General features: G+C 44.1%; 25 protein-coding genes and 1 pseudogene. 13 read left to right on the plus strand and 13 right to left on the minus strand.

All coding sequences use genetic code 11. From position 1 onward, the window contains the following. Positions 1–32: 32 nt before the first annotated feature. The gene (locus AB6D93_RS16255; protein WP_102332365.1) at positions 33–890 is read right to left on the minus strand and encodes a LysR family transcriptional regulator; all 858 of its coding nucleotides are present in this window, start codon (positions 888–890) and stop codon (positions 33–35) included. 106 nt (positions 891–996) lie between these two features. Here AB6D93_RS16255 and AB6D93_RS16260 point away from each other — a divergent pair, with 106 nt between their 5' ends. From AB6D93_RS16260 to AB6D93_RS16275, 4 genes are all read left to right on the plus strand, one after another. Beyond that, positions 997–1,320 carry a putative quinol monooxygenase gene (locus tag AB6D93_RS16260; RefSeq protein ID WP_102332366.1) on the plus strand — a complete coding sequence of 108 codons (324 nt, stop codon included), beginning with the start codon at positions 997–999 and terminating at the stop codon, positions 1,318–1,320. Positions 1,321–1,323: 3 nt separating this feature from the next. Next, a complete protein-coding gene (locus tag AB6D93_RS16265; RefSeq protein ID WP_102332367.1) occupies positions 1,324–2,298 on the plus strand; it encodes a Gfo/Idh/MocA family protein in 975 nt (324 codons plus the stop codon). A 199-nt stretch (positions 2,299–2,497) separates the two neighbouring features. Next, entirely contained in the window at positions 2,498–2,836 is a 339-nt protein-coding gene (locus tag AB6D93_RS16270; protein ID WP_017060926.1) for a hypothetical protein, read from the plus strand. Between the two features lie 431 nt (positions 2,837–3,267). Next, a complete protein-coding gene (locus AB6D93_RS16275) occupies positions 3,268–5,499 on the plus strand; it encodes a hypothetical protein (protein WP_102332368.1) in 2,232 nt (743 codons plus the stop codon). A gap of 43 nt (positions 5,500–5,542) precedes the next feature. On the opposite strand, the gene AB6D93_RS16280 is transcribed toward AB6D93_RS16275, so the two are convergent. The 4 genes from AB6D93_RS16280 to ulaR form a co-directional block, all read right to left on the minus strand. Then, positions 5,543–6,004, minus strand: coding sequence for a hypothetical protein (locus tag AB6D93_RS16280; protein ID WP_017064007.1), 462 nt, complete (start codon positions 6,002–6,004; stop codon positions 5,543–5,545). A 206-nt stretch (positions 6,005–6,210) separates the two neighbouring features. Next, on the minus strand, positions 6,211–6,453 hold the full coding sequence (locus AB6D93_RS16285; RefSeq protein ID WP_017065673.1) for a hypothetical protein: 243 nt from the start codon (positions 6,451–6,453) through the stop codon (positions 6,211–6,213). Positions 6,454–6,521: 68 nt separating this feature from the next. Beyond that, positions 6,522–7,589, minus strand: a complete 1,068-nt coding sequence (gene ulaG, locus AB6D93_RS16290; RefSeq protein ID WP_017060922.1) for an L-ascorbate 6-phosphate lactonase — start codon at positions 7,587–7,589, stop codon at positions 6,522–6,524. 120 nt (positions 7,590–7,709) lie between these two features. Next, complete coding sequence (gene ulaR / locus AB6D93_RS16295) at positions 7,710–8,465, minus strand: HTH-type transcriptional regulator UlaR (RefSeq protein ID WP_017064005.1); 756 nt, start codon at positions 8,463–8,465, stop codon at positions 7,710–7,712. Positions 8,466–8,804: 339 nt separating this feature from the next. Here ulaR and AB6D93_RS16300 point away from each other — a divergent pair, with 339 nt between their 5' ends. The 6 genes from AB6D93_RS16300 (at position 8,805) to AB6D93_RS16325 (ending at position 14,358) form a co-directional block, all read left to right on the plus strand. After that, positions 8,805–10,643: a PTS ascorbate-specific subunit IIBC gene (locus AB6D93_RS16300; protein ID WP_102332369.1), complete on the plus strand. Its 1,839-nt coding sequence runs from the start codon at positions 8,805–8,807 to the stop codon at positions 10,641–10,643. Between the two features lie 66 nt (positions 10,644–10,709). Continuing rightward, complete coding sequence (locus AB6D93_RS16305; RefSeq protein WP_017064004.1) at positions 10,710–11,177, plus strand: PTS sugar transporter subunit IIA; 468 nt, start codon at positions 10,710–10,712, stop codon at positions 11,175–11,177. A 10-nt stretch (positions 11,178–11,187) separates the two neighbouring features. Next, complete coding sequence (locus tag AB6D93_RS16310) at positions 11,188–11,886, plus strand: L-ribulose-5-phosphate 4-epimerase (protein WP_017064003.1); 699 nt, start codon at positions 11,188–11,190, stop codon at positions 11,884–11,886. A gap of 108 nt (positions 11,887–11,994) precedes the next feature. Next, positions 11,995–12,816: a pyridoxal phosphatase gene (locus AB6D93_RS16315; protein ID WP_017064002.1), complete on the plus strand. Its 822-nt coding sequence runs from the start codon at positions 11,995–11,997 to the stop codon at positions 12,814–12,816. Between the two features lie 4 nt (positions 12,817–12,820). After that, complete coding sequence (locus AB6D93_RS16320) at positions 12,821–13,468, plus strand: 3-keto-L-gulonate-6-phosphate decarboxylase UlaD (RefSeq protein WP_102332370.1); 648 nt, start codon at positions 12,821–12,823, stop codon at positions 13,466–13,468. 8 nt (positions 13,469–13,476) lie between these two features. Continuing rightward, positions 13,477–14,358 (plus strand): L-ribulose-5-phosphate 3-epimerase, encoded by an 882-nt coding sequence (locus tag AB6D93_RS16325; protein WP_065583765.1) that lies wholly within the window; start codon positions 13,477–13,479, stop codon positions 14,356–14,358. A 163-nt stretch (positions 14,359–14,521) separates the two neighbouring features. Here AB6D93_RS16325 and AB6D93_RS16330 read toward each other — a convergent pair whose 3' ends face one another. Then, entirely contained in the window at positions 14,522–14,731 is a 210-nt protein-coding gene (locus tag AB6D93_RS16330) for a hypothetical protein (protein WP_017063999.1), read from the minus strand. Positions 14,732–14,977: 246 nt separating this feature from the next. Between AB6D93_RS16330 and AB6D93_RS16335 the strand changes: the two genes are divergently transcribed. From AB6D93_RS16335 to AB6D93_RS16345, 3 genes are all read left to right on the plus strand, one after another. Beyond that, complete coding sequence (locus AB6D93_RS16335; protein WP_102332371.1) at positions 14,978–15,577, plus strand: HAD family phosphatase; 600 nt, start codon at positions 14,978–14,980, stop codon at positions 15,575–15,577. 36 nt (positions 15,578–15,613) lie between these two features. Then, a complete protein-coding gene (rpe, locus tag AB6D93_RS16340; protein ID WP_102332372.1) occupies positions 15,614–16,285 on the plus strand; it encodes a ribulose-phosphate 3-epimerase in 672 nt (223 codons plus the stop codon). A gap of 251 nt (positions 16,286–16,536) precedes the next feature. After that, complete coding sequence (locus AB6D93_RS16345) at positions 16,537–16,674, plus strand: hypothetical protein (RefSeq protein ID WP_009845892.1); 138 nt, start codon at positions 16,537–16,539, stop codon at positions 16,672–16,674. Between the two features lie 199 nt (positions 16,675–16,873). Here AB6D93_RS16345 and AB6D93_RS16350 read toward each other — a convergent pair whose 3' ends face one another. From AB6D93_RS16350 to AB6D93_RS16380, 7 genes and pseudogenes are all read right to left on the minus strand, one after another. After that, positions 16,874–18,073, minus strand: a complete 1,200-nt coding sequence (locus AB6D93_RS16350) for an MFS transporter (protein ID WP_102332373.1) — start codon at positions 18,071–18,073, stop codon at positions 16,874–16,876. An 89-nt stretch (positions 18,074–18,162) separates the two neighbouring features. Beyond that, positions 18,163–18,486: pseudogene (locus AB6D93_RS16355) on the minus strand (hypothetical protein). A gap of 10 nt (positions 18,487–18,496) precedes the next feature. Next, positions 18,497–19,366 carry an L-ribulose-5-phosphate 3-epimerase gene (locus AB6D93_RS16360; RefSeq protein ID WP_102332374.1) on the minus strand — a complete coding sequence of 290 codons (870 nt, stop codon included), beginning with the start codon at positions 19,364–19,366 and terminating at the stop codon, positions 18,497–18,499. A gap of 9 nt (positions 19,367–19,375) precedes the next feature. Further along, positions 19,376–20,134: an IclR family transcriptional regulator gene (locus AB6D93_RS16365; RefSeq protein ID WP_017058872.1), complete on the minus strand. Its 759-nt coding sequence runs from the start codon at positions 20,132–20,134 to the stop codon at positions 19,376–19,378. A 7-nt stretch (positions 20,135–20,141) separates the two neighbouring features. Continuing rightward, the gene (locus AB6D93_RS16370) at positions 20,142–20,786 is read right to left on the minus strand and encodes a 3-keto-L-gulonate-6-phosphate decarboxylase UlaD (protein ID WP_017058871.1); all 645 of its coding nucleotides are present in this window, start codon (positions 20,784–20,786) and stop codon (positions 20,142–20,144) included. Next, positions 20,779–22,272 carry an FGGY-family carbohydrate kinase gene (locus tag AB6D93_RS16375; protein WP_102332375.1) on the minus strand — a complete coding sequence of 498 codons (1,494 nt, stop codon included), beginning with the start codon at positions 22,270–22,272 and terminating at the stop codon, positions 20,779–20,781. Before AB6D93_RS16375 ends, AB6D93_RS16370 begins: the two co-directional genes overlap by 8 nt. Further along, positions 22,272–22,760: a YhcH/YjgK/YiaL family protein gene (locus AB6D93_RS16380; protein WP_009845885.1), complete on the minus strand. Its 489-nt coding sequence runs from the start codon at positions 22,758–22,760 to the stop codon at positions 22,272–22,274. Before AB6D93_RS16380 ends, AB6D93_RS16375 begins: the two co-directional genes overlap by 1 nt. Between the last annotated feature and the right edge of the window lie 3 nt (positions 22,761–22,763).

A 22,763-nucleotide genomic window follows, 5' to 3' on the forward strand; every position in this document is an offset into this window, starting at 1 on the left:
TAAAAGCCTTTTTTGAATTAGTCAACGCTTAGTTACTTGGAAAGAGAGGCTAATAAAAACTCAACAAAGGTTCGGTTCTTCAACGACAGTTGCTTGGTTTTGTAGAGCAAGTGAATCGGCTTGGGTAACGGCGCCATGCCGGGTAGGATTTCCAACAGCGCTCCACGATCAATCTCTTCTGCGACTAAGATAGTCGGTTGCAACAACACGCCCACACCCTGCAGGGCGGCATACCGCAACACATCACCATTATTCGACATCAAGCGCACACGTTCTTTATTCGGTGTGGCGTGAGGAGCTTGGCTGCTGTAACTGAATCCAAGCGATGGGTGCTGCGCCAAGTCTTCCAATACTCTGATTTCAGCATGTTGGTTTAGGTAAGCGGGCGCCGCGCAGTAACACATCTCATAATCCCCTAAATACCTTGCGACCAAGCTTGAATCGGATAGGTCACCAATTCGCACAATCAGGTCAATGTCAGATGAATAAGGATCAACAAGGTCATTATTCAACATCAGCTCGACGTTTATGGTTGGGTGATGTGCGAGGAACTTAGCTACGATAGGGGCGAGTACCTTGTTTCCATAGGTGACAGGGCAGTTTATTTTTACCGTGCCTTGTGGTTGATTTTCCAAGGTTTGAATCAGGTTCTCTGCATTGCTGATGTCTTCGAGAATTCGCTTACACTCACGATAGTAAAGTTGTCCTGAATCGGTTAACGATTGCTTACGCGTGGTGCGGTGGATCAGCTGAGACTTCAAACTGGCTTCTAAGGAATGGACATGTTTGCTTATCATAGTCGCCGACAGGTTGAAGCGGTTTGCGGCGCTGCGAAAGCTACCTTGTTCCACCACATAGACGAAGACTTTCATGCTGGTTAACTTATCCATTGAACACTTTTGGTTGATAAACAATAAACAAAACGTGAGTTTATCAATTATTAGGGGTTAATTATATTAATGGCAAACCGATAATTAACTAAAATAAGAGCGTGCAATGCCTCAAACGAATGAAACTATCTTTGTTACTGCCGAACTTAAGATCAAAACCAACATAGAACGAGCAGCTGCGCTCGAAGCTATCGAACAGTTTTGTTTAGACATGCAAAGCGAACCGGGCTGCCTCCAAGCAATTGCAACCTATGATCAAAGCCAAAGCGATCGTGTGATCTTGCTTGAGCAATACGCAAACCGTGAAGCGATCAATCAGCACTTTGGTATGCCTCATACCCAAGCGTTTATTGAGCGTGATATAACGGAATTAGTGCAAGCATTTGAAACACAACGTGGACCTATCAAAGCACAAGAGCAGGAGAGCTAAGACATGAAATGGGGAATTCTAGGAACCAGTTTTATCTCAGGTGTAATGGCGGATGCAATTAAAGGCGATGCTCAAAGCGAGCTGTATGCTGTTGCTGGACGCACAGAGAAAACACTCAATGAGTTTGCTGCCCAATACCAGCCAACACGAACCTTCAACAACTATGAAGCCTTGCTTGAAGATGAGTCGGTCGACATTATCTACATTGCTCTACCAAACCACGTTCATCATGAGTATGTGATTAAAGCGGCTCAAAAAGGCAAAGCGATCTTGTGTGAGAAGTCTTTGTCGGTAGATATGGAAAAAACCGAGCAAGCTTTACTAGCCGTGAAAGAAGCGGGCGTATTCTTTGCTGAAGGTTTGATGTATTTGAACCATCCACTTATCACCAAGCTTCATCAAGAACTGGCAACTGGTGAGATTGGCGAAGTGCGTTCAATTCAAGGTTCCTACGTTGCGGCGATTGATCAGTTCGTGAATCCTGCGAGCAAAGGCGCGCTATACAACCTTGGCTGTTACCCAATGTCGCTGATTCACTCTGTTGCGCAGCAGCAATTTGGTGAGAGCGTGTTCGATGACGTGCAGATCTCAGCAATCGGTCGACGAGGCGAAGATGGCAATATCTGTGAATCGTCGGCGATGATGCATTTCAACGACCGTTTTACCGCACAAATCCACACTGCTGAAGACCACGGTTTAAAGCATGGTTTTACGATCCTAGGCAGCAAAGGCTGTATCACGCTAGATACTAATCCATGGCTACCGACGGCAGAAAACACGTTTACGGTAGAGATCTATGAAACGTCGATACGTGAAGTGAAAGTCGAAGCGCAAGGTGATGGTTTCCATTATCAAGTGCGCAATATCCGCCAAGCGGTTGAGCAAGGTGATACACAACTTGCTGCGCCAATGGCAACCCACCAAGACTCTCGCGTAATCATGAAGTTATTAACTGATTGGGAACAAGCGGCGAGCTAATGTTTTAGTAAATTCTATACTCGTCTCATGTTTGATCGCCTCGTAAGCTATCAAACATGAGGCGTTTCCTCTATATCTTCCAGTCGACTCTCCCCAATAAATACTTTGCATTTGAAACCGCCACAGTGTCCAATATCAGGTAGTACGAAACTGACCGAAAAACCTTATTTTTTAAGGTGTTAAATAGGACCTTTGCCGCATGCGTAAATCAGATAAGAAAATCGAGAATCAAATCAGAGACGTGTTAACTGACGTTTGTGAAGACACGCTGAAAGGCTTCGATGGTTTTTTGTGGGTGACTCACTCGGTCAACTTTTCCTCTTTTCCGCAAAGTTTGAAAATTGTCTGTGTATTCGATACCAATCAGGATAGAACGAACTTCTTAAGTGGCGAAGGTCAACAGAGTGTCTCAGGGGCTATTCAACAAGCGTTCAATCAAGTTGGAATTCAACTGAAGAATATCGATAAGCATGTTAGCTACGATACGCAAGAAAATTGCGATCGCGACCATCAAGGGAAGTGGAACAAGAGGCTTTAAGGAGCGTTGTCATCGTTCTTGTTTAGACAGCCTATCCAAATTGAGTTTCAATAGTGTGGCGCTCAAACTGAGATTCGATACAGCAAATCCAAGTCCTATTCTGAGTTCTAGGCTCTGATAACTTCTCATCTTCCAAACCGTATTATTCTCATTTTGAGAAAATCTGAGCTGATTTCTCGTTAGCCGGAGATACTTGGTTTCCAAATAAAATTAAAATCACAAAAACTTATATTTTCCTTAATGCATTGATTTTGAATCGGCATTTGCTCGTTTTACTTGCCACCGATGAAACAAGACAGACGAGCACTTGAACAATAGAGCCATGTAGTCGATACTTTTTTCGTATTTTGATTCCTAAATTGACACGTAAGTTGGCTGACTTTTCGTTTTGTGATTTAAGGCATGACAGTATCGATTAGGAAATTTGAATCATGAAAACCTACATTTCTGGGCTGCTGGCACTCATACCGTCATGTTTAATCGCTGGTTACGCTTTTGCTGTTGGTACAGCGGTTGTGCTGCCAGGGCAACATGAAGTTGGTGTTGATCTTTCGGGCTCCCCACTATCTACGAATGCCGCCATTGATTGGGAAATTTCCAACAGTGATATTGTGTTCGGAGCTTATGCCGACAAAGCCGACAATGAGCGGGCCACGACAATTGGTTATATGTACAACCAAGTCATGGCGATGAACTCGGGTTGGTTGGAGAACGATCTCCGTAACCAAGCTGAGTTAGAAGGCCTCAATTTCGAAGACTATTTCCTGCACTTTTCTGAAGATACTGTCATTGCCGAAGTTGATAAAACTCATGGCGAAAAGACTCTTTTAAACCGAAAGCCTATGATCTTGGGTTATACAGCCAATGAAGACCATGCTGGCTTTTGGCTGTATCAAGAGCCTCCGTGGGATGCCGATGTGTTTGAGAATTTCGAACAGGGCGGGGCTTTGTATGTCTATCATGCTGAGCAGTTCGAACGGCTGACCTTTAAGTTCTCACAGTTTGCTGGCAGCGGCGAATTCTGGATTGAATACCCAACGGCTATTGATTCTCAGGGAAGGGTTTCACAGTGGGAAAGACTCGATGTAAAGAAAGACAAAACGCTCAGCATGACCAAAAACCAATCGGTGATTTGGAACCTTCCGGATAACTGGGTAAGAGCCACAACTCATGATGGCAGTGGTGCGAGCTATGGTGGCGGCCAGTATTTTGGTTCAACCTTTTTGAGAGATGGTGGGCGCTTATACGTTGTGAGAGTTCGTTGGCAAAGTGAGAACGCCGACGACAGGCCGCGTTTAAAAGAAGTGAAACTCAAAAACAGTTTTCCAACCGTCAAATTAACCGACGCTCCGACTACAACACCGGACGGCAATGCTATCAGCCAATGGCGAAAAATCCGCGGTTTTGATGTGTCTGCAGACCTAGATGGCGATAACTACTTGTCGCCAAGCGAGTATCGAAATCGAACCAATAAGAACGCAACAGCGCGTTTTCGTTGGGAATCAAGAGTGGTGCCATTTGGTCGAATGTGGAGCGCTAACTCATCTTGGTCGTTAACAAACGTCGCAAACGCGGATTATCTATCTGCCATTCATCGCTACTACAAGCAAAGTTGGGCAAGCCAAGGTTTGAATGGTGCGTACAACGACGACACAAATAAACTCATTGGTTCGAACCAGTTCTATGTTCATTCTGGCGGGCATGTTCAAGAGTTAGGAGCAGTTGCGGGTTCTAATCAAGCGGATGATCTCTATAAGCAACAATTTTCAGCGTTTCTGAAAAATCTATCTGCTTTAGAAAGTGATGCGTCGATTGGGTTGAATATCGGTACCGCGAACTTGCTGGGTCGAAATGGACAGTCTCATCTTAGCGAGGCGGGATCTCTGTATTTACGCGAGCACTACATTTTTCCATCTACTGGGTTTAGTGGTTACTCGGGAATCTCTAAATTCTGGGATAACTCTGCGCTCGCCTACAATGGGCAAAGTGTTATTTTTCAGGCGACAACGCGTTATGGGCGAGTTCAGTATCTTGGAAATAGTGAAGATAATTGGAAGCAAGACCAATACTCGACCCTAGCGATCTACCACCTCAATCGACACGCTCAACATAGCTACTTTAATCAGTGGAACAATGGTTACGTCTATGGAAGTGGCAATACGACGGCTGACACTTTCTGGCAAAGTGGTGTCCCTAAAAACATCGCCTACCAACCCAGTTCGTTATTGGCCGTTGACTTGGGAGAGCCGAGTCATCAAATCCCACAAGGCTTTGCGCCGATTCCTTTGATGCTTTCGACAACGACACCTCAGCCTGCTGACTACACCATCGTTGGCGATTCCTCGATGAACGAAATGGTGCATGCTGATCTGCCCAATGGTATCACTCACGTTCTACCGACGTTCACGTACTTTATGTATCAATCTGAAAATCAGGTGGTTGCTGGTGGCCCTGAGGACATGGTGTTAGCGAGAGAGTTCAGCAATGGTCGTGTGTTGTATCGCACGGATTTCCACGGTAAGAATCCGAGCTTTTATGACGCGGCAAAACTCACCATCGCGCTGGATGTTCCAATGAAACCTGTTGATGCTAACGGTAACGTTGGTGACTATGTGAGTGAAATAGAAATTGGCGGTTATGAAGGGCTGTTCTTACTTTATTAGAACTAATGCGAGTGAGCACTCTCGAACCAGAGCAGACTAGAGCTTAGGTTCGGGATATGAGCTTATTCTTTTTACACTGCTTAAATTCTTTGGCGATCCACGATTGCTCGTTTAAACCATTGTCGATTAGAGCAAAAAGGTAGCCATCGACTTTGCCTGAAGCCGCAGGATATTCTTGAAAAGCGTGCTTAGGGTAGCCGGGGTAATCCATCTCGTATTGAGCGTCTAACTGCTTACCGAGTTGACGCCATTTTACGAATAACTCAGAAGAAGATGTCTCAACCTTATATTGGCCCAAAATGCGTTGGTGATGGGTTAACGCCACTTTAGCGCAGTGGTTGGTCTGTACGACTTTTTGTATCAATTCAACTTGTTCTTCACTCATGGTTTTCGCCAGTACATTCTCTTGTTCGATGCGCGCCATTCGCTCACCAAACGTTTCAGCATGGATGGGAAACACAAAAGTAAGCGGTAAAGCCAATACCAAAAGACGCTTGTAGAACATAACCAAACTCGTTAGAAGGATTCGCGGCTATTATGCCGCCCGCCGCCAATATTATTAATGAATATAAACGCTTAATTGTAAGAATTATTTTTATCGAGTGGATTAATAAATGCTTTCTGTTTTCTTTTATTCGCTAGGCGAATGGTTTGCTTGTTCCGCTGGAATAACGGCTCTCTCCGATCTTAATTTAATCGGAATATGAGCGGTTAGAGATGTTGGATATCGATCGAGTGGTAAGGAAAGCCGATCGCTTTAGCGGCGTTCAACAAAGCTTGTTGAGTCTTGAATACCCTGGGTTGCATTTTTCTGTCGGATTCAAGAAAGCTGTTTACTCCCCACTTATGACTTTTGACCATTAAGTAATAACCATTAGCTCCAGGGGACACGACACCAATTGCTGCTTTCAGGTCGCCACGACTGAAATGTTTTTTGAACTCACGTAATACCATATCAACATCCTTATTCGATGATAAAAAAAGGGAGCGCATTGCTCCCTAGTTAGTGCTTTTCTTAATGTTTACAAGAATGCGCGGTATGGCAGTTCTGGGTCATTTGTGAAGATGTCTGCAAAGCCACGGAAGTGCTGGTAGTGCATGCGGCCTTTATCTGTTGGGTATGTGTATTTACCACCAACTTGCCAGAAGAAAGGTGCGAAGCCGTATTGAAGACGTTCTTTCTTCATGTTCCACAGCATTTCGATTTCACGCGGGTCATTTTGGAAGTTAGCCCAAATGTCGTGGTGGAACGGAACAACTACTTCACAGTTCAAAGACTCAGCAGCACGAAGAATGTCTGAAGATGTCATTTTGTCTGTTACGCCACGTGGGTTCTCACCGTAAGAAAGCAGTGCAACGTCGATCTTGTGGTCATTACCGTGTTTAGCATAGTAGTTTGAGTAGTGAGAATCACCAGAGTGGTAAACTGAACCGCCTGTTGTTTCTACTAGGTAGTTCACTGCACGGTCGTCCATTCCGTCTAGAATTTCTTTGTCTAGGGAAGATGTTCCTTCAGGAAGTGTCACTAGAGCTGTACGGTCGAATGCGTCAAGAACCTTGATGTTCACGTCTTTGATTTTGATCTCGTCGCCAACTTTAGCAATAACACACCGATCTTCTGGCACACCCCATTTCATCCATAAATCAACACACGCTTTAGGGCCAATGAATTTAACGTGGTCGCCGCAGTTTTGTAGAACTGCCGCTGCAACGTTGATATCAATGTGGTCGCCGTGGTCATGAGATGCCATAACTGCATCGATCTCTTTGATAGCGAAAGGGTCCAATGGGAAGATCGCGGTACGTAGGTTTGGTTGAAGTGCTTCCACACCGCCCATACGCATCATTTGGTGCTGGTTTTTCATTTTTTGAACGGCTTGTGTTTTTTTACCAGTACCACACCAGAAGTCCATTGATAGGTTTGCACCTTCTTCTGATTTTAGCCAAATACCTGTACAACCTAGCCACCACATAGAAAACGTACCCGGTTGCACAACTGTTTGTTCAATCTCTTCATTTAACCATGTGCCCCACTCAGGGAATGTATTTAGGATCCAAGACTCGCGAGTGATTTCGTTTACATTGCTCATGATAATACCTTTTATTTCAATAATTTGATTAATTTTGGATGTAGGGAGCCGAGCGCCTTAATTTGGATTAAGGCACTGAGCTAAATTTATTATTATTGGTGGGCTAGTTAGCCCTGCGATTTAAACTAGGATGACTTGCGTCCCTTGAGCTTCAATCAGTTTTACGACTTCGGGATTGGCGTCTTTACCGGTGATGACGATGTCTATTTGCTTGGTGCTGCAAAAGAGCATTCCGGTACGTTGTCCAACTTTTGAGCTATCGACCACGACGACAAGCTTATCGACCTGTTCGAGCATTTGTTGTTCGGCTACGGCCGTTAACATGTCGGCTTTGTACAGCCCGGCATCGGTTAAGCCTTTACCTGAGGTGAACATCCAGTTTCCCGCATAGCCGCCTAATGAATTAGGGGCAGGGTTTAGAAAGATGTTCTGCGCTTTGTTGTATTGACCACCAATGATGATGACATCGTCATGATCTTCGTTGATCAAGTAGCTTGCGAGTGGAAAGTAGTTCGTTACGATTTGAACGTCATCGCCACATAATTGCTGACCGAGTAGGAAAGCCGTCGAACCACAGTTGATCACGACTGTATCGCCAGCCTGACAAAGCCCTGCAGCTGCTTGAGCAATCTCTGATTTCTCTTCATAGAACTCAGTGCTGTTGATATTCAGTGGTGACCACTTTCTCTTCTGAGTTTCTACTCGTTCCGCACCATTTCGAATTTTTCTAAGTCGGCCAACTTCATCTAACTTAGCGATATCGCGCCTAGCAGTAGCAGGAGAAACGCTAAATTTATCAATAATATGAGAGACGTTGATTGTCTGCATATCTTCTAACAGCGACAAGATGCCGTTATGTCTTTGTACTTCATTCATATTTATCACTCTTTTTGTCGTTGTGACAATTTAATGATTACTTTTGATTTGTTTTGATTCTAATAATCACCATCATGATTGTCAAACCACATCGCTATAAAAACCAGACATTAATCACAATGTTTTATAAGTATTTGATTTTATTGTATTTACTATTTTTGCGTGTGATCTAAAGCTCAATTAAGCACATTCTGGGTGTGGTTAATTGATATAAATCAAAGTAATCACAAGTGAGCATTGAATGATTACTTTTGATTGGTAAAGTCTAGTTCGTGAGCAAAACTAGAATCATCACATCCTACAAATCATTAAAATTAAAAATCAATCAGGGGTAAAGATATGGAATTCTTATACGATATTTTCTATATTTTTTACAGTCAGGTAATGACCAAAGCACCGTTGCTACTCGGTCTTGTTACTTGTCTCGGCTACATCCTTCTAAAACGTGACGCAACAACTGTTATCTCCGGCTCTATTAAAACCATCGTTGGTTTCATGATAGTGCAGGTAGGTGCAGGAACATTGGTAGCGGGTTTTAAACCGGTTATTGAAAAAATGAGTGAAATACATGGATTAACGGGATCGGTAATTGACCCGTACACCTCCATGATGTCCACCATGGAAACCATGGGCGACAACTACTCTTGGGTTGGGTATGCAGTATTACTGGCTCTTGGGCTAAACATTCTACTTGTTGCCTTCCGACGTATTACGGGTATCAGAACCATCATGCTGACTGGGCATATCATGTTCCAGCAAGCTGGCCTCATTGCTGTTTTCTACTTCGTGCTTGGTGCAGGTATGTGGGAAACCATTATTTATTCAGCAATATTGATGGCGTTGTACTGGGGTATCTCCTCAAACATCATGTTCAAGCCGACTCAAGAAGTCACTGGTGGTGCGGGTTTCTCGATTGGTCACCAACAACAGTTTGCTTCATGGGTAGCCACCAAGGTTGCACCGAAGCTTGGCGACAAGAACGACAGTGTTGACCACATCAAACTGCCTAAGTGGTTACACATTTTCCACGACAGTATCGCTGCAACAACGTTAGTAATGACTGGCTTCTTCGGCATTATTCTTCTTTCGTTCGGTCTTGATAACCTTCAGGACATGGCAGGTAAAACGCACTGGTTTATCTACATTTTTGAAACTGGTTTGAAATTCGCTGTTGCCATTCAAGTCATCGTTACTGGTGTTCGCATGTTCGTTGCGGAACTGTCCGAGGCATTTAACGGTATTTCTCAACGCCTTATTCCTAACGCTGTTTTAGCAATCGATTGTGCTGCTATTTACGCCTACTCTCCTAACGCAATGGTATTTGGTTTCATGTGGGGCGCAGTGGGTCAATTCGCCGCTGTTCTTGCAATGCTAGCGTTTGACGCACCAATCATGATCATTCCTGGCTTTATCCCAATGTTCTTCTCGAACGCCACTATCGGTGTGTTTGCTAACCACTTTGGTGGCTGGAAAGCGGTGATGAAGATCTGTTTCGTGATGGGCATCATCGAAGTGGTTGGCTCTGCGTGGGCAATCCATATCTTCGCTCAATCAGGTACTGAGTTTAATGGCTGGATGGGCATGGCTGACTGGGCTCTGGTATTCCCACCAATCATGCAAGGTATCTCAAGCTCTAGCATGTTCTTCTTTGTGATTTTGGCTTTGGCTGGCATCTACATGTACTTCGCTTCTAAGCAACTACGAGCTGAAGAAGACGCAGAAGCTGCTGCTGAAACAATGACCGCAGTAACGCCTGAAGGTATTGAGGTTGAAGTCGCGGTTCCACAACAATCGACAGCAACCGCTGAAGCACCATCTGTTTCAACAACGGCAGCTTCTACAACATCAGAAACTCGAATCTCACCAGCCGCTGACCAGAAACCGGTTCGTGTCTTAGTGTGCTGTGGCTCAGGACAAGGTTCTTCAATGATGTGCTCTAAGAAAATCAAAGAGTATTTGGACAAGAAAGGCATCCCAAGCTCGACCTTTAACAGCGCCATCACTGATTACAAATCACACCTTGGTTCATTCGACATCATCGTTACTTCGGTTGCTCTTGCAGCGAAGATCACGGGTCTGCCGGAAGGTAAGCAACAGTTAGCGGTTAAGAACATGATTATGGTGAAAACTTTCGGCGACGAACTTGTTTCCATCATCGAGAACAACTTCCATAAATAATTAAAAACGGCTCAGTGGTGTCGCACTGCTGAGCCAATAAAAACAATTATATAAGTGAGCAATAACATGAACTTAAAAGAATCTCTTATCAAGAATAACTCTATCCTACTGAACGCAAAAGCAGCTGACTGGAAAGCGGCGATCAAGCTTGGGACTGATGCATTGGTGAAAGCGGGTATTGCAGAAGAGCGTTACTACGACGCGATTACCAAAGCGATTGGTGAAGAAGGCCCTTATATCTGTATTCACGATGCGTTCGCACTGCCACATTGCCGCCCTGAAGACGGTGTTATTCGTACTGGGTTTGCGCTAACCGTGCTTGAAACGCCAATTACGTTTGAAGGTGTTGATGAGCCTGTAGATGTGCTGATAACACTAGCGGGTAAGGACTCAGAAGAGCACATCGAAGGCACCATGCAAGTGGCGAACTTGATTGAATTCGATGAAGACTTCTCAAAACTTCGCGCGTGCAAAAGCCCAGAAGAAGTGGCGCGTTTAATTGATGCTGCATTGCTTCAAGCGGAAGCGGCGTAAGGAGGCAACGATGTCTAAATATAGCCAATTGAAACAACGTGTTTTAGAAGCCAATTTGCAACTTCCGAAATACGGTTTGGTGACATTTACTTGGGGTAATGTCTCTGAGTTTGACCGTGTTAACGGAGTGATAGCGATTAAACCATCAGGTGTCGAATACAGTGATATGACGGCTGAAGACATGGTGGTCGTCGATCTCGAAGGCAAGGTTGTTGAAGGGAAACTCAATCCTTCAAGCGATACCGCAACGCACTTAGAGCTCTATAAAGCTTTCCCTGAAGTGAGTGGCATTGTTCACACGCATTCACGCAGTGCCACCATTTGGGCACAAGCGGGTATCGACATCCCAGCCTTAGGCACCACTCACGCTGATTATTTCTACGGTGACATCCCATGTACACGTCGATTGTCTCACTCTGAAATTTCTGAAGAGTACGAGAAAAATACTGGCTTGGTGATTATTGAAGAGTTCAAGCAACGTCGAATCGATCCAATGGCCGTTCCAAGTGTGATTGTTGCAGGACATGCGCCGTTCTCTTGGGGCAAAGATGCCAACGACGCCGTTCATAACGCGGTGGTATTAGAAGAAGTGTCGGCAATGGCGTTGGCAACGCGCACCTTGAATAGCGGCATCAAAATTCAGCCAGAACTATCCGACAAACACTACTTACGTAAGCACGGTGAAAATGCTTATTACGGCCAACAGTAAATCGGCTTTTTGTTTAAATAAGCCGTTTAAGTAAGCCGTTACGAGCTTCGACTCTAAGTAGTTTCAATATTGATTAGGCCCGACTTCAGGGAATAAGTAGAGGACTCTATGTATAAAGTGCTGGCGTTAGATCTCGATGGAACCGTGTTAAAGGATGATCACACGATTCATCCAGAAGTAAAAAAGGCGATTCAAGAAGCCAAACAAAGTTGTCACGTCATGATTGTTACTGGCCGACACCACACAGCAGCACGACCTTACTATTACGAATTGGGGCTAGATACTCCAATCATCTGCTGTAACGGCACTTATGTTTATGACTATCAAACTGAAACGGTATTGACTCAAAACGCCATAGAGAAAGATAAGGCACTTACTTTCATTAACATGGCTGACGAGTTTCAGCTCAAGATGGTGATGTATATAACTCATGCCATGACGTACTCACAGTACAACCCATTTGCCTACATGTTGGCATTGGAAAGCTGGGCTGAAACGGCACCAGAGCAACATCGCCCACAAATTTACCAAGTGGAATCATTCATAGAAACAGCTCAACAAGCTGAACACGTTTGGAAGTTTGTGGTAGAGGGGAGCCAAGATTCCGTCGACCGTTTAATGCAACACCCATGGATAGGAGAGAACTTCAACGGTGAGCGTTCTTGGTCAAACCGAATCGACTTTGCTGCAAAAGGTAACAGTAAGGGCCTACGCCTTGCTGAATACATCGCAGAACTCGGTTATCACGCCGATGACGTCATTGCCGTCGGTGATAACCACAACGACATATCCATGATTAAGTACGCCGGATTCGGTGTAGCGATGCTCAATGCTGATGACATCGTCAAATCACACGTTCAACGCGTGTGCTCAACAGATAACAACCATGATGGCTTAGCCCGTCTAATACGTGAACAAATTAAAGGATAACAACATGACTAAACCAATGATTCAGATCGCCCTAGACCAAACAAATCTTCCTGCCGCAATTGAAGTAGCAAACAACGTTGAAAGCTTTGTTGATGTGATTGAAGTGGGCACTATTTTGGCTTTTGCTGAAGGGATGACAGCGGTTTCTACCCTTCGTAAAAACCACCCAGACCATATCCTTGTGTGCGATATGAAAACCACCGATGGCGGCGCAATTTTGGCTCGAATGGCATTCGAAGCGGGTGCTGATTGGATAACCGTTTCTGCGGCTGCACACATCGCAACCATTGGTGCGTGTAAGAAAGTCGCTGACGAATTTAACGGTGAAATACAAATCGAAATTTACGGCAATTGGACAATGGACGATGCTCAATCTTGGGTCGACCTAGGTATCTCTCAAGCTATCTATCACCGTTCTCGTGACGCTGAATTAGCTGGTGTGGGCTGGACTGAAGAAGATCTTGTGAAGATGCGTGCATTGTCTAAAATGGGCATCGAGCTTTCTATCACAGGTGGCATCGTGCCTGAAGACCTTTACCTATTTGAAGGCATTAAAGCGAAAACCTTTATTGCAGGTCGCGCACTTGCGGGTGAAAAAGGTAAAGAAACAGCAGAAGCACTAAAAGCTCAGATCGACCGTTACTGGAATTAGGAGGCGTTATGTACCAAAACTTATTACGCCACCGAGTAGGGCTTTATGAGAAGGCCCTACCTAACGAACTCAGCTGGGAAGACAAACTGGCAACAACCAAAGAGCTCGGCTTTGATTTTCTTGAGATATCGGTAGATGAATCAGACGAGCGCCGTAGCCGTTTGGATTGGAATGACGATGAAGTGTATGTCTTACGTCGCCTGTGTGAAAAGCATGGTGTACCGCTGCAATCCATGTGTTTAAGCGCGCATCGCAAGTTCCCATTTGGATCTGCAGATCCGGTGATTCGTGAACAAGCGGCTATCCATATGGAAAAAGCGATCTCACTCGCTTACAAATTGGGTATTCGTACCATCCAATTGGCTGGGTATGACGTTTACTACGAGCCTGCGGATAAGGTGACTCACCAGAGGTTCATTGAAGGCATGAAGCTTTCTGCGCAGTTGGCGGAAAGGTCGGGCGTTATGCTCGCTGTGGAGATCATGGATACCGATTACTTGAACTCTTTGAGCAAGTTTGAAGTGCTGAGTCGTGAAGTCAATTCACCGTATTTCACGGCGTATCCAGATGTGGGTAATATCTCCGGTTGGAATTACGACATAGTGACGGAACTAAAGTTGAGCAAGCCTCATATCACTCAGATCCACCTCAAAGACACTTATAAAGTGACTGACGAATACAAAGGTCAATTTCGAGACTTAGTGATTGGTGATGGTGAAGTCGACTTTAATGCCATTTTTGAAACGTTGAAAGAGACTGAGTGCGTCGTACCACTCGTGATTGAGATGTGGGCTCAAGATGAACGTTGGAAAGAGAATATTCTGACGGCACAAAAGCGTTTGAACGAGGTATGTGTGCAAACGGGTGTTCCGATGTTGTTTGACCACTAGCTCTACTTAGAATGATTAACCCGTTTCTCTTTGCGTTCTCAATGCTCCTAACGAAAAGAGAAAATGCAGCATATTGCCCCCCAATATGCTGCATTTTTATATCAACATGTCGCTCTAAACTGTTGAAGCTGAGGTTATGTCAATTTCGAAATAGTGGCTGTTCTTAAACAGCAATAGTCACATGATCACGGCCTACTTCAGCCATCTTAATTAGGTAGTCCGTATGGTATTTCTTCTTGATGACGATTTGGCTACCGATTTCAGCAACAATCTTTACCACTTCCAACGCATCAGAAGGATGCAATGAAGAGTCTTTTGAAATTTCGATATTAACGCCTAAATTTGCCAATTTGATGATGTCGCTAGAATGCATGGTCGTGTCCAAGGTATTTGATTTTCGTGGACTATATCATCTTCAATTTATGCAACTCTACTTGGTTTAAGCAAAAATGGGTGAGATGTGCTCAAAATATGATTTCAATAGTAAAACAACGGCTTTTTTTGCATCAATTCGTTTAATTGTCGGATTGTTGAATAAGATCATATTAAGGCGATCATGAATAGGTTTTATGTATGGTGATTAGTAGTATGAGTCTCAAAACAATATGAGAGATTGACGATGCCAAAGTTAGATAAATATAAAGGAATTATTTTTGATCTCGATGGGACTCTGGTCAATTCTATGGTGGCACACGCTCATGCATGGAAACAAACTTGTCAGAAGTTTGGTATTCCCTACGACAAAGAGTGGCTCGATCAACTTGGTGGGATGCCATCGCGAAAAGTGACTCAAGAGATCCTTAAGCGTTACGATCTAACTCTTGATGCTCAACAAATTACTTCGGACAAAATCGCTAACTTTGAGGCTATTGAGCACAAAGGGGATGTTATCCCTGAAACTTATGCGCTCTTGCAGCAACAGTATCAATTGAAAAAAATTGGAATTGGCACTGGTGCGCAGGCAAAGCATGCGAGGGCGATTCTCAAGACGACGGACATCCCTTCAATGATACGCACAATAGTGACTTCGGATGACGTAGAAAATCATAAACCTAACCCAGATACTTTCTTGAAAGTCGCAAGGCAGCTAGAACTTGATCCGACGGATTGTGTGGTATTTGAAGATACGATCATTGGGCAACACGCTGCAACGGCTGCAGGTATGGATTGTTATATGGTCGAGGATGGGCGCATAACCCAGTTTGTTCCAGCTAGCTAAACAGAATTTAACGATACAAAAATAACTAGGAAAACAATGAAACAATATCTTATCGCACCTTCGATTCTTTCTGCTGATTTGGCTCGCCTTGGTGAGGACGTAGAACGTGTTCTCGCGGCTGGGGCTGATGTTATTCATTTTGATGTTATGGATAACCACTATGTACCCAACCTGACTTTTGGTGCGCCAGTATTAAAAGCACTACGAGATTTTGGAATTACAGCGCCGATTGACGTGCATTTAATGGCAAAGCCTGTTGATCAACTGGTGCCTCAATTTGCTGAAGCGGGTGCGACGATGATTACGTTTCATGTAGAAGCGTCAGAGCATGTTGACCGTACTTTACAGTTAATTAAAGAGCACGGGTGCCAAGCCGGAGTTGTATTAAACCCTGCAACGCCGTTGAGTCATCTTGATTACATCATAGATAAAGTTGACCTGATATTAGTGATGTCGGTGAACCCTGGCTTCGGCGGTCAATCTTTCATCCCAGCTACGCTTGATAAGCTACGTTCAATCCGATCACGCATTAATGAATCTGGGCGTGATATTCGCTTAGAAGTCGATGGCGGTGTGAAAGTTAACAACATAAAAGAGATTGCTGAAGCGGGTGCGGATATGTTTGTTGCTGGCTCGGCTATTTTTGATAGTGAAGATTATGGACAAGTCATCGGTTCAATGCGCTCGGAGTTGGCTCAATTGAATTAAGTTGTGTACCTATTGCCGTACAAAGGTTCGAAGTGTTCTGTGTATCAGGCTTCGGGCTTTTTTTTGTATCTAATGGATGTTGATTGAATGAAAAATTACGTGGAGTAAGCAGAGGTTTCGAGGCGTTGTTTGGTTGGTGTGCTCTTCAATTGGAGTTTAGATTGTTGTGTAATAAAACTACAGTTATTATTGACTTTTGTCACATAATGGCGCAAAATTGACCTCAGATCACACAACGATGAGAACACAGTATGAACGCTACAGTAATCACAAATGAAAACAACGCATCACTAGCAAAACCTTCAGTAATGAATGAAGTTCTATTTTTTGCTAAGTCTACCGTTATCATGGGTGCAATTATCCTACTTGTTGCTTCTGCTTGGGTTTAATTTCTTAAATAAACCTGCGTTAAGTGTGATCAGTGGTGGTGATTAGCCACTCACTGACACAAATTAATATCAGAAGCATTACATCCATTCTCTGTATCTTTTTTCTCACCTCTAAGCCATTCAGGCCGAATTTCTCGCTATCGATTGCCCCCTAAACTTCTTTACTTCTTCAAGCCAAGCGACGTATCAAACCGATGGTTCAAATACGATGTTTTAAGCTCGCCCAATACAAAGCCACCATCAATAGATACGCTAATGTAGGCGCAATATAACTCGTGCTCAGCGACATCTCATCAATCAAGCTCGCCTGTGCGAATGGCAAAATAACCCCTCCAATGGAACACATGATTAGAATCGCTGCCCCTTGTGAGCTTTGCTTACCGGACGCATGTAGCGCTTGTGCGTAAATGATAGGGTAGAGAGCTGAATTACATAGCCCGATGAAAAGCATTAAATAGCCTATCCAAACATGATTTTGATACATCGCAATGGCACTAATCAAAGCTGCAATTACGCAAGACAGTGAGAATAGATAATGTTTGTTTACTGTATTGCCGAACTTTGCGAATAGCACTCTGCCAACAAACATGAATACCCAATAAAGAGCGATGATCTGTGTTGCGGATACCAAACCAAGGCCGCCATATTGCTGATCGGCAAGGTACGTAATAGTAAAGGTTCCAAAACTGACCTCGACACCTATGTACAGCAAGAGTACCAACGCTAACTTCATAAATTGCTGATTTTTAATTAGAAGTGTTAACCCTCGCCAAAAGCCGGTCATCTGTTTTGGTTTGATATCTGGAAGCGTCATTTTGCTAAAAAATACCAACAAGCCGAAAAAGAACAGGGCGATGAGTAAGAACAGATACGACACTTGATGGGCGGTGTTGTCGACGTTAAAACTTGTCGCCACGAGGATCACTGCGGTAAGTACTAACGGGCCAAGCACAGTGCCAACGGAGTTCGATGCTGTCGCCACACTTTGACGTATAACGCTCTTATCAGGTGTCGAGAGTAGTGATACGTAAGGTGAACTCACAACTTGAATGGCCGATACTCCTGAAGCCATCAACAAGATACCAAGCAGGGTTGTAACCAGTTGTTCTCCTCGGACCAAATATGCCATCGTTAGGCAGCCGAAAAGGCACCACATCAAGCAGAACTTCAATGTACTTCTATAACCCACTTTCGCCATCACAAATGACGTTGGAAGCGAAACTGTTATTCGCGTTATAAAAAAGGCCATGGGGAAGAGCATCGCCATTTTATAATCGAGAGAGAAAGCTTCTTTGTAATAGGGAATGAGGGAGTTACTTGAAACGGTAATGAGTCCCCAGATAAAAAATATCAGAGACAGCAAAACCAGTGGGGCATCTTTTAACGGGAATACTTTCATAGTGATTCCTTATCAATAGCGATAAAAAAAGCAGAAGATGATCTTCTGCTTTTCGATTGAGACTTTACGGTGTATTGCCTATTCAGCCGTTAATCACGAACAAAATTGATGTGATGAACATGAATATTGTATTTCTCAATTATCACTTTGGTCGCATGCATACTTTTGATTCGTTGCTCAGAATCTAAAGCAGCAGCCATTGCTGACTCGTTCTCGTAACTGTGTTGCATCATAAGCAGCAGGTTCTTATGGCTTTCAGCTTCAATCGCTTCAGGCTTATTCAGCGTTAACCCTTGGTTATTCGGAAACGTGCGAATAATAGGCGCGACTTCGTTTTCCATGTATTGGTAGAAGTCTTGTTTTTGTTCTTCAGTTTAATCAGCTTCGAAAAAAGCGGTGCGAAAAATTGTCATGGTCGTTTCCTTACAGTTCAAAGCCAGATTGGTTAGCGATAGATTTCAACGTTGCTTTTGCTTGTTTGATATCGTCTAACCAGTTGTCATTTTGAGCCCACATTTCAATCACTAATGGTGCGCTGTAATCAATTTCAGCGAGTGTTTTGAAAATAGCAGGGAAGTCGACTTGGCCTTCACCAATCACCAGATCTCTGAACTGACCTTTACAGGTTTCTGAAACTCGTAACGTGTCTTTAAGGTGAACTTGTACTAGGTGATCGCGGCTCAATTTTAGCTCGGTACACACGTCGTAGTTCCAACCAGAAATATTACCTACGTCTGGGTAAGCCATGAAGTAAGGTGATGGGATTTCACGCTTAAGTACTTCAAATTTGCTCAGAGAGTTAAGGTACGGGGTATCCATGATCTCCACACCTAACATGATGCCTGCACGCTCCGCCATTTTGGTGGCTTGTTGCATGCCTTCAATGAAGCGAGCGTGAGTTTCAGCGGATTGCGGCTCGTAATACACGTCGTAGCCCGCCATTTGAATACAACGAATACCCAGTTTGTATGCTAATGAAATCGCTTTCTCCATGATGATCAGCGATTCCGTGCGAATAGCTTCATCCATAGAACCAAATGGGAATTTACGGTGCGCGCTTAAACACATCGATTGGAAAGGCACTTGGTGCTTTTCACAAAGGCGACGAAGCTCGTAAATTTCTTCATCAGACCAATCCAAACGAGCGCGTCGCTCATCGGTCTCATCGACAGAAATTTCCACAAAGTCGAAGCCCGCTTCTTTCGCGTGAATCAGGCGCTCTTCCCAAGTAAGGAAAGTTGGCATCGCTTTTTCGTAAATACCTAATCTGAATTTGTTTTTAGAATCAAACATTCTTTTTCCTTAAAAGAGTTGTTGTTCTATACGCGTTGTAATGTCTTGAATTCTGCTAGCAATTTCTTCGTAGCCGAGTGCTTTCATTTTGGGCGTAAGCGACGAGACACTTACCGCGTATACAGGAGATTTGTTCTTGTCAAAAATAGGAACAGCAACACAAGAGATACCCGCTTCGTTCTCTTCATCATCAAGCGCATAACCACGCGCTTTGATTTTATCGAGAACATCAAAAAACTGAGACTTATCGAGAATCGTATTCTCAGTTAACGGCTTCATCGTGCTGACATTGCGTTGCCAGTAGGTTTCTCGAACGCTCTCTGAGCTGAATGCGAGGTAACATTTACCTGCAGCAGAGCAGTACATTGGTGAATGCAGCCCGACGTAGGTTCGAGTTCTAAAGGCAGAGTTAACGGGTTCGAACTTGTCTTTAAAAATGATGTTGTCAGCATCAAAAGAGAGAAAGTTAACCGTTTCATTCACATCGTCGAGCAGTTCAGATAGATATGGCTTAACCGTGCCAGTGACATCAGAGTTGATAGCAGCATGTCCTAGCTGAACCAACTTCATTGTTAAGCGATATTCTTTACCTGAACACATTTGAGCAACATAACCAGAGGCTTCAAACGTCGCTAAAATACGGTGGACAGAAGACTTGTTGAAGCCTGTCCCTTCAGACACTTTTTGTAGAGAAACTCCATTCGGGTAGTTCCCAAGGAATTCCAATACAGTCAGTGCTTTAGACAACGATTTAATTTGCTCACTCATATATGTGCTACCAGTGTTTACCTATTTCAGTATGGAAGTTTTCTGCGATGTCACGGCCATTGCTACCGGCTAATGCACGACCAGCAATAAATGACTTTGCAGACAGATTCTTAAACAAATGCAGATCGTCTGGCACAATACCACCAGTTATGGATAGTTCAATTCCAATATCCGATAATTTCTGCATTTTTATCAAATCTTCTTCGGTCCAGCTCACACCTGCGAGCTCAGCATCACGTGAGCGGTGATAAATTGCTTGTTTAATACCCATGTCGACCCATGCTCTTGCGTCGTCTAGAGTCCAGTGTCCATAGAGCTCAATTTGTACCTCGCCACCAAATTCGTCAGTCACTTTTTTGGCTGAACGTATTGTTTCGATATGAGCCGCTGCACTCACGGTTACCCAGTTGGCCCCCGCTTCCATTGCTAGACGCGTTAAAATAGCGCTGGCATCGGTGATTTTCATATCACACACAATGATGTGGCTTGGGTATTTTTCTCGTAGGATTCTTACGCTATCTACGCCGTGGGCGAAGGCTAAAATCGTCCCGATTTCAATCACATCTAACTTATCTGCAACATGCTCTATTGAGGCTAATGCAGTGTCGATATCATTGGCATCAAGTGCCATTTGTAATAAGGGCTTAGACATTCATTTCATCCTCAAATTGTTTGAACAACTGCACCAGTCTTTGATAGTGCTTATATTTTGTTTGGTATAGGTCGTAATGTTCAGGATTTGGTTCAACACGTGATGCAGAATTGGTAATGGCTTGCGTGCATTCTTCTAGTGATGTGAATTCGCCTGCTCCCACCATCGCCATCATGGCTGCGCCTAATGAGCCCGTTTCATCAACGTCTGATATTTCAACCGTCATACCGGTTAGGTCAGCCAGCATTTGCATCCATACAGGACTAGACGCAGGGCCGCCGGTCACTTTCAATACGTTTGCTTTCGGAAAACGCTGGCGCATACGTTCAAGATGTATGTTGTGACAGAACAAAATACCTTCCCAAATCGCTTGAATCAGGTGACCTTTTGTATGGTGCGATTGCAGCCCGTAGAAGCCTGACTTCAAGCCGAGACCTTGGTTAGAACCGTAAAGAAATGGCACGAAATAGAGGCTGCTTGATGCCGTGTCTAATGCTTCCACTAACGCTTGATTTTGCTGGTGGTTAATCTGGCCATTTTCACCAAGGTAGTCGGCGAACCATTCATAATTACCCGCAGAGGTTGGGCTCGCTTCGTGAATGATGTATTCGTTATCGACGGCGTAATGGCCGTAAACAAAGTTGTGGCTCTCTTGCGTTACTTTCTTTGATATGCCAGACGTTACCGCCCATGTTCCCATCACGTAATTCAGGGTATCTTCTGAAGAGTTGATTCCAGAACAGATCGCGGTAGACACAACATCAAACAAACCGCCGAACACAGGTGTACCTATTGCTAGTCCGGTTTCATTAGCAACGGCCGCAGTGATTTTCCCTGCTTGCTGTTGAGGTTTTACAACGGGTGGTAGCGCATCCCAAATTTCTTCGATGTCAAAGGTTTCCAGAAGGGCTTTGTCATACTCACCAGTGATGGAGTTGAAAAAATTACTTTCTGAAATATTGGTCAGTTCTGCTGCGACTTCGCCCGTTAAGCGATAACGAAGGTAGTCGTGAGACATCATCACTGCGCCAATGTTGTTGTATCGTTCGGCATCGTTCTCTTTGATCCAGCGAATAATCGATACAGGGTGACCTGTCCACAGTGTTTGCAGTGTGGTTGGATAAATCTCTTGTGCTTTACCCTGTTCTAGCCACTCTTTAACGATAGGCAGTGAACGCGAGTCAGAAGACATAATGCCGTGGCCGAGGTTTTGTCCCTCTTTATCAAGAAGGTAAACGCCTTTGCCTTGGGCTGAAATGCTCAAGCCTTTGATAGAGGTCGGTTCTACTTTTGTGGTCTCTAAAAGCTGCTTAATGACATCGACAGCGTTACCCCATAGTGCGTTTAGGTCGCGTTCTACCCAACCTTGTTTTTCGTTGATGACGCTCGCCGATACGCGGGCAAGACCTTGTTGTTCACCTTTTGCGTTAAACAACGCGGCTTTCATAAAAGTGCCGCCAGAATCAATTCCAATGTAGTAATTCATTATTTGGCTTCCAGTAAATCGTTGTGAATTTTCACCACCAGTTTTCTAACGGGTTGGCTGTCATCATTTTCAATATTGGTGATATGCACGATATTTGGTGTGAATAAATAAAATTGATTGCGTTTTGCATGAATGAAGCTGAGTTCAATTCCTGGGTATTCGTAAAACTGAAGGTCACGTTCTTGGTTATAAGGTTGTGCGTTGCTGTGTTCGCCAGTGTCGATCGCCCATGCCATCACTTCAGAACCTTCGAGAATGATCTGCAAGTCAGAATGGTATTTATGGACTTCAGGTTGGAAGTTTCCTAGAGGCTCTTTGTCATATTCCAATACAACAAACCATGCCTGTTTTGAATCAAAACCAGGGAGTTCATGGCGACCTAATGCGAGTTTTTCTTGGTCGAGACTGTTCAAGTACTCAAGCACGTTTTGAATAACGACAGGGTACGACTTACTGATCTGCGTAGGTTGAGTATTTCCGACTAACATAAA

Source organism: Vibrio sp. 10N.247.310.23, from assembly GCF_041467155.1.
Classification (GTDB): domain Bacteria; phylum Pseudomonadota; class Gammaproteobacteria; order Enterobacterales; family Vibrionaceae; genus Vibrio; species Vibrio crassostreae_C.

Coding starts and splice junctions, on each gene's coding strand:
- AB6D93_RS16375 (WP_102332375.1), bottom strand. CDS start 22,272: ATGAATTACTACATTGGAATTGATTCTGGCGGCACTTTTATGAAAGCC.
- AB6D93_RS16300 (WP_102332369.1), top strand. CDS start 8,805: ATGGAATTCTTATACGATATTTTCTATATTTTTTACAGTCAGGTAATG.
- AB6D93_RS16365 (WP_017058872.1), bottom strand. CDS start 20,134: ATGAGTGAGCAAATTAAATCGTTGTCTAAAGCACTGACTGTATTGGAA.
- AB6D93_RS16265 (WP_102332367.1), top strand. CDS start 1,324: ATGAAATGGGGAATTCTAGGAACCAGTTTTATCTCAGGTGTAATGGCG.
- AB6D93_RS16325 (WP_065583765.1), top strand. CDS start 13,477: ATGTACCAAAACTTATTACGCCACCGAGTAGGGCTTTATGAGAAGGCC.
- AB6D93_RS16285 (WP_017065673.1), bottom strand. CDS start 6,453: ATGGTATTACGTGAGTTCAAAAAACATTTCAGTCGTGGCGACCTGAAA.
- AB6D93_RS16305 (WP_017064004.1), top strand. CDS start 10,710: ATGAACTTAAAAGAATCTCTTATCAAGAATAACTCTATCCTACTGAAC.
- AB6D93_RS16345 (WP_009845892.1), top strand. CDS start 16,537: ATGAACGCTACAGTAATCACAAATGAAAACAACGCATCACTAGCAAAA.
- AB6D93_RS16335 (WP_102332371.1), top strand. CDS start 14,978: ATGCCAAAGTTAGATAAATATAAAGGAATTATTTTTGATCTCGATGGG.
- AB6D93_RS16380 (WP_009845885.1), bottom strand. CDS start 22,760: ATGTTAGTCGGAAATACTCAACCTACGCAGATCAGTAAGTCGTACCCT.
- ulaR (WP_017064005.1), bottom strand. CDS start 8,465: ATGAATGAAGTACAAAGACATAACGGCATCTTGTCGCTGTTAGAAGAT.
- ulaG (WP_017060922.1), bottom strand. CDS start 7,589: ATGAGCAATGTAAACGAAATCACTCGCGAGTCTTGGATCCTAAATACA.
- AB6D93_RS16370 (WP_017058871.1), bottom strand. CDS start 20,786: ATGTCTAAGCCCTTATTACAAATGGCACTTGATGCCAATGATATCGAC.
- AB6D93_RS16260 (WP_102332366.1), top strand. CDS start 997: ATGCCTCAAACGAATGAAACTATCTTTGTTACTGCCGAACTTAAGATC.
- AB6D93_RS16280 (WP_017064007.1), bottom strand. CDS start 6,004: ATGTTCTACAAGCGTCTTTTGGTATTGGCTTTACCGCTTACTTTTGTG.
- rpe (WP_102332372.1), top strand. CDS start 15,614: ATGAAACAATATCTTATCGCACCTTCGATTCTTTCTGCTGATTTGGCT.
- AB6D93_RS16275 (WP_102332368.1), top strand. CDS start 3,268: ATGAAAACCTACATTTCTGGGCTGCTGGCACTCATACCGTCATGTTTA.
- AB6D93_RS16315 (WP_017064002.1), top strand. CDS start 11,995: ATGTATAAAGTGCTGGCGTTAGATCTCGATGGAACCGTGTTAAAGGAT.
- AB6D93_RS16310 (WP_017064003.1), top strand. CDS start 11,188: ATGTCTAAATATAGCCAATTGAAACAACGTGTTTTAGAAGCCAATTTG.
- AB6D93_RS16350 (WP_102332373.1), bottom strand. CDS start 18,073: ATGAAAGTATTCCCGTTAAAAGATGCCCCACTGGTTTTGCTGTCTCTG.
- AB6D93_RS16270 (WP_017060926.1), top strand. CDS start 2,498: ATGCGTAAATCAGATAAGAAAATCGAGAATCAAATCAGAGACGTGTTA.
- AB6D93_RS16330 (WP_017063999.1), bottom strand. CDS start 14,731: ATGCATTCTAGCGACATCATCAAATTGGCAAATTTAGGCGTTAATATC.
- AB6D93_RS16255 (WP_102332365.1), bottom strand. CDS start 890: ATGGATAAGTTAACCAGCATGAAAGTCTTCGTCTATGTGGTGGAACAA.
- AB6D93_RS16320 (WP_102332370.1), top strand. CDS start 12,821: ATGACTAAACCAATGATTCAGATCGCCCTAGACCAAACAAATCTTCCT.
- AB6D93_RS16360 (WP_102332374.1), bottom strand. CDS start 19,366: ATGTTTGATTCTAAAAACAAATTCAGATTAGGTATTTACGAAAAAGCG.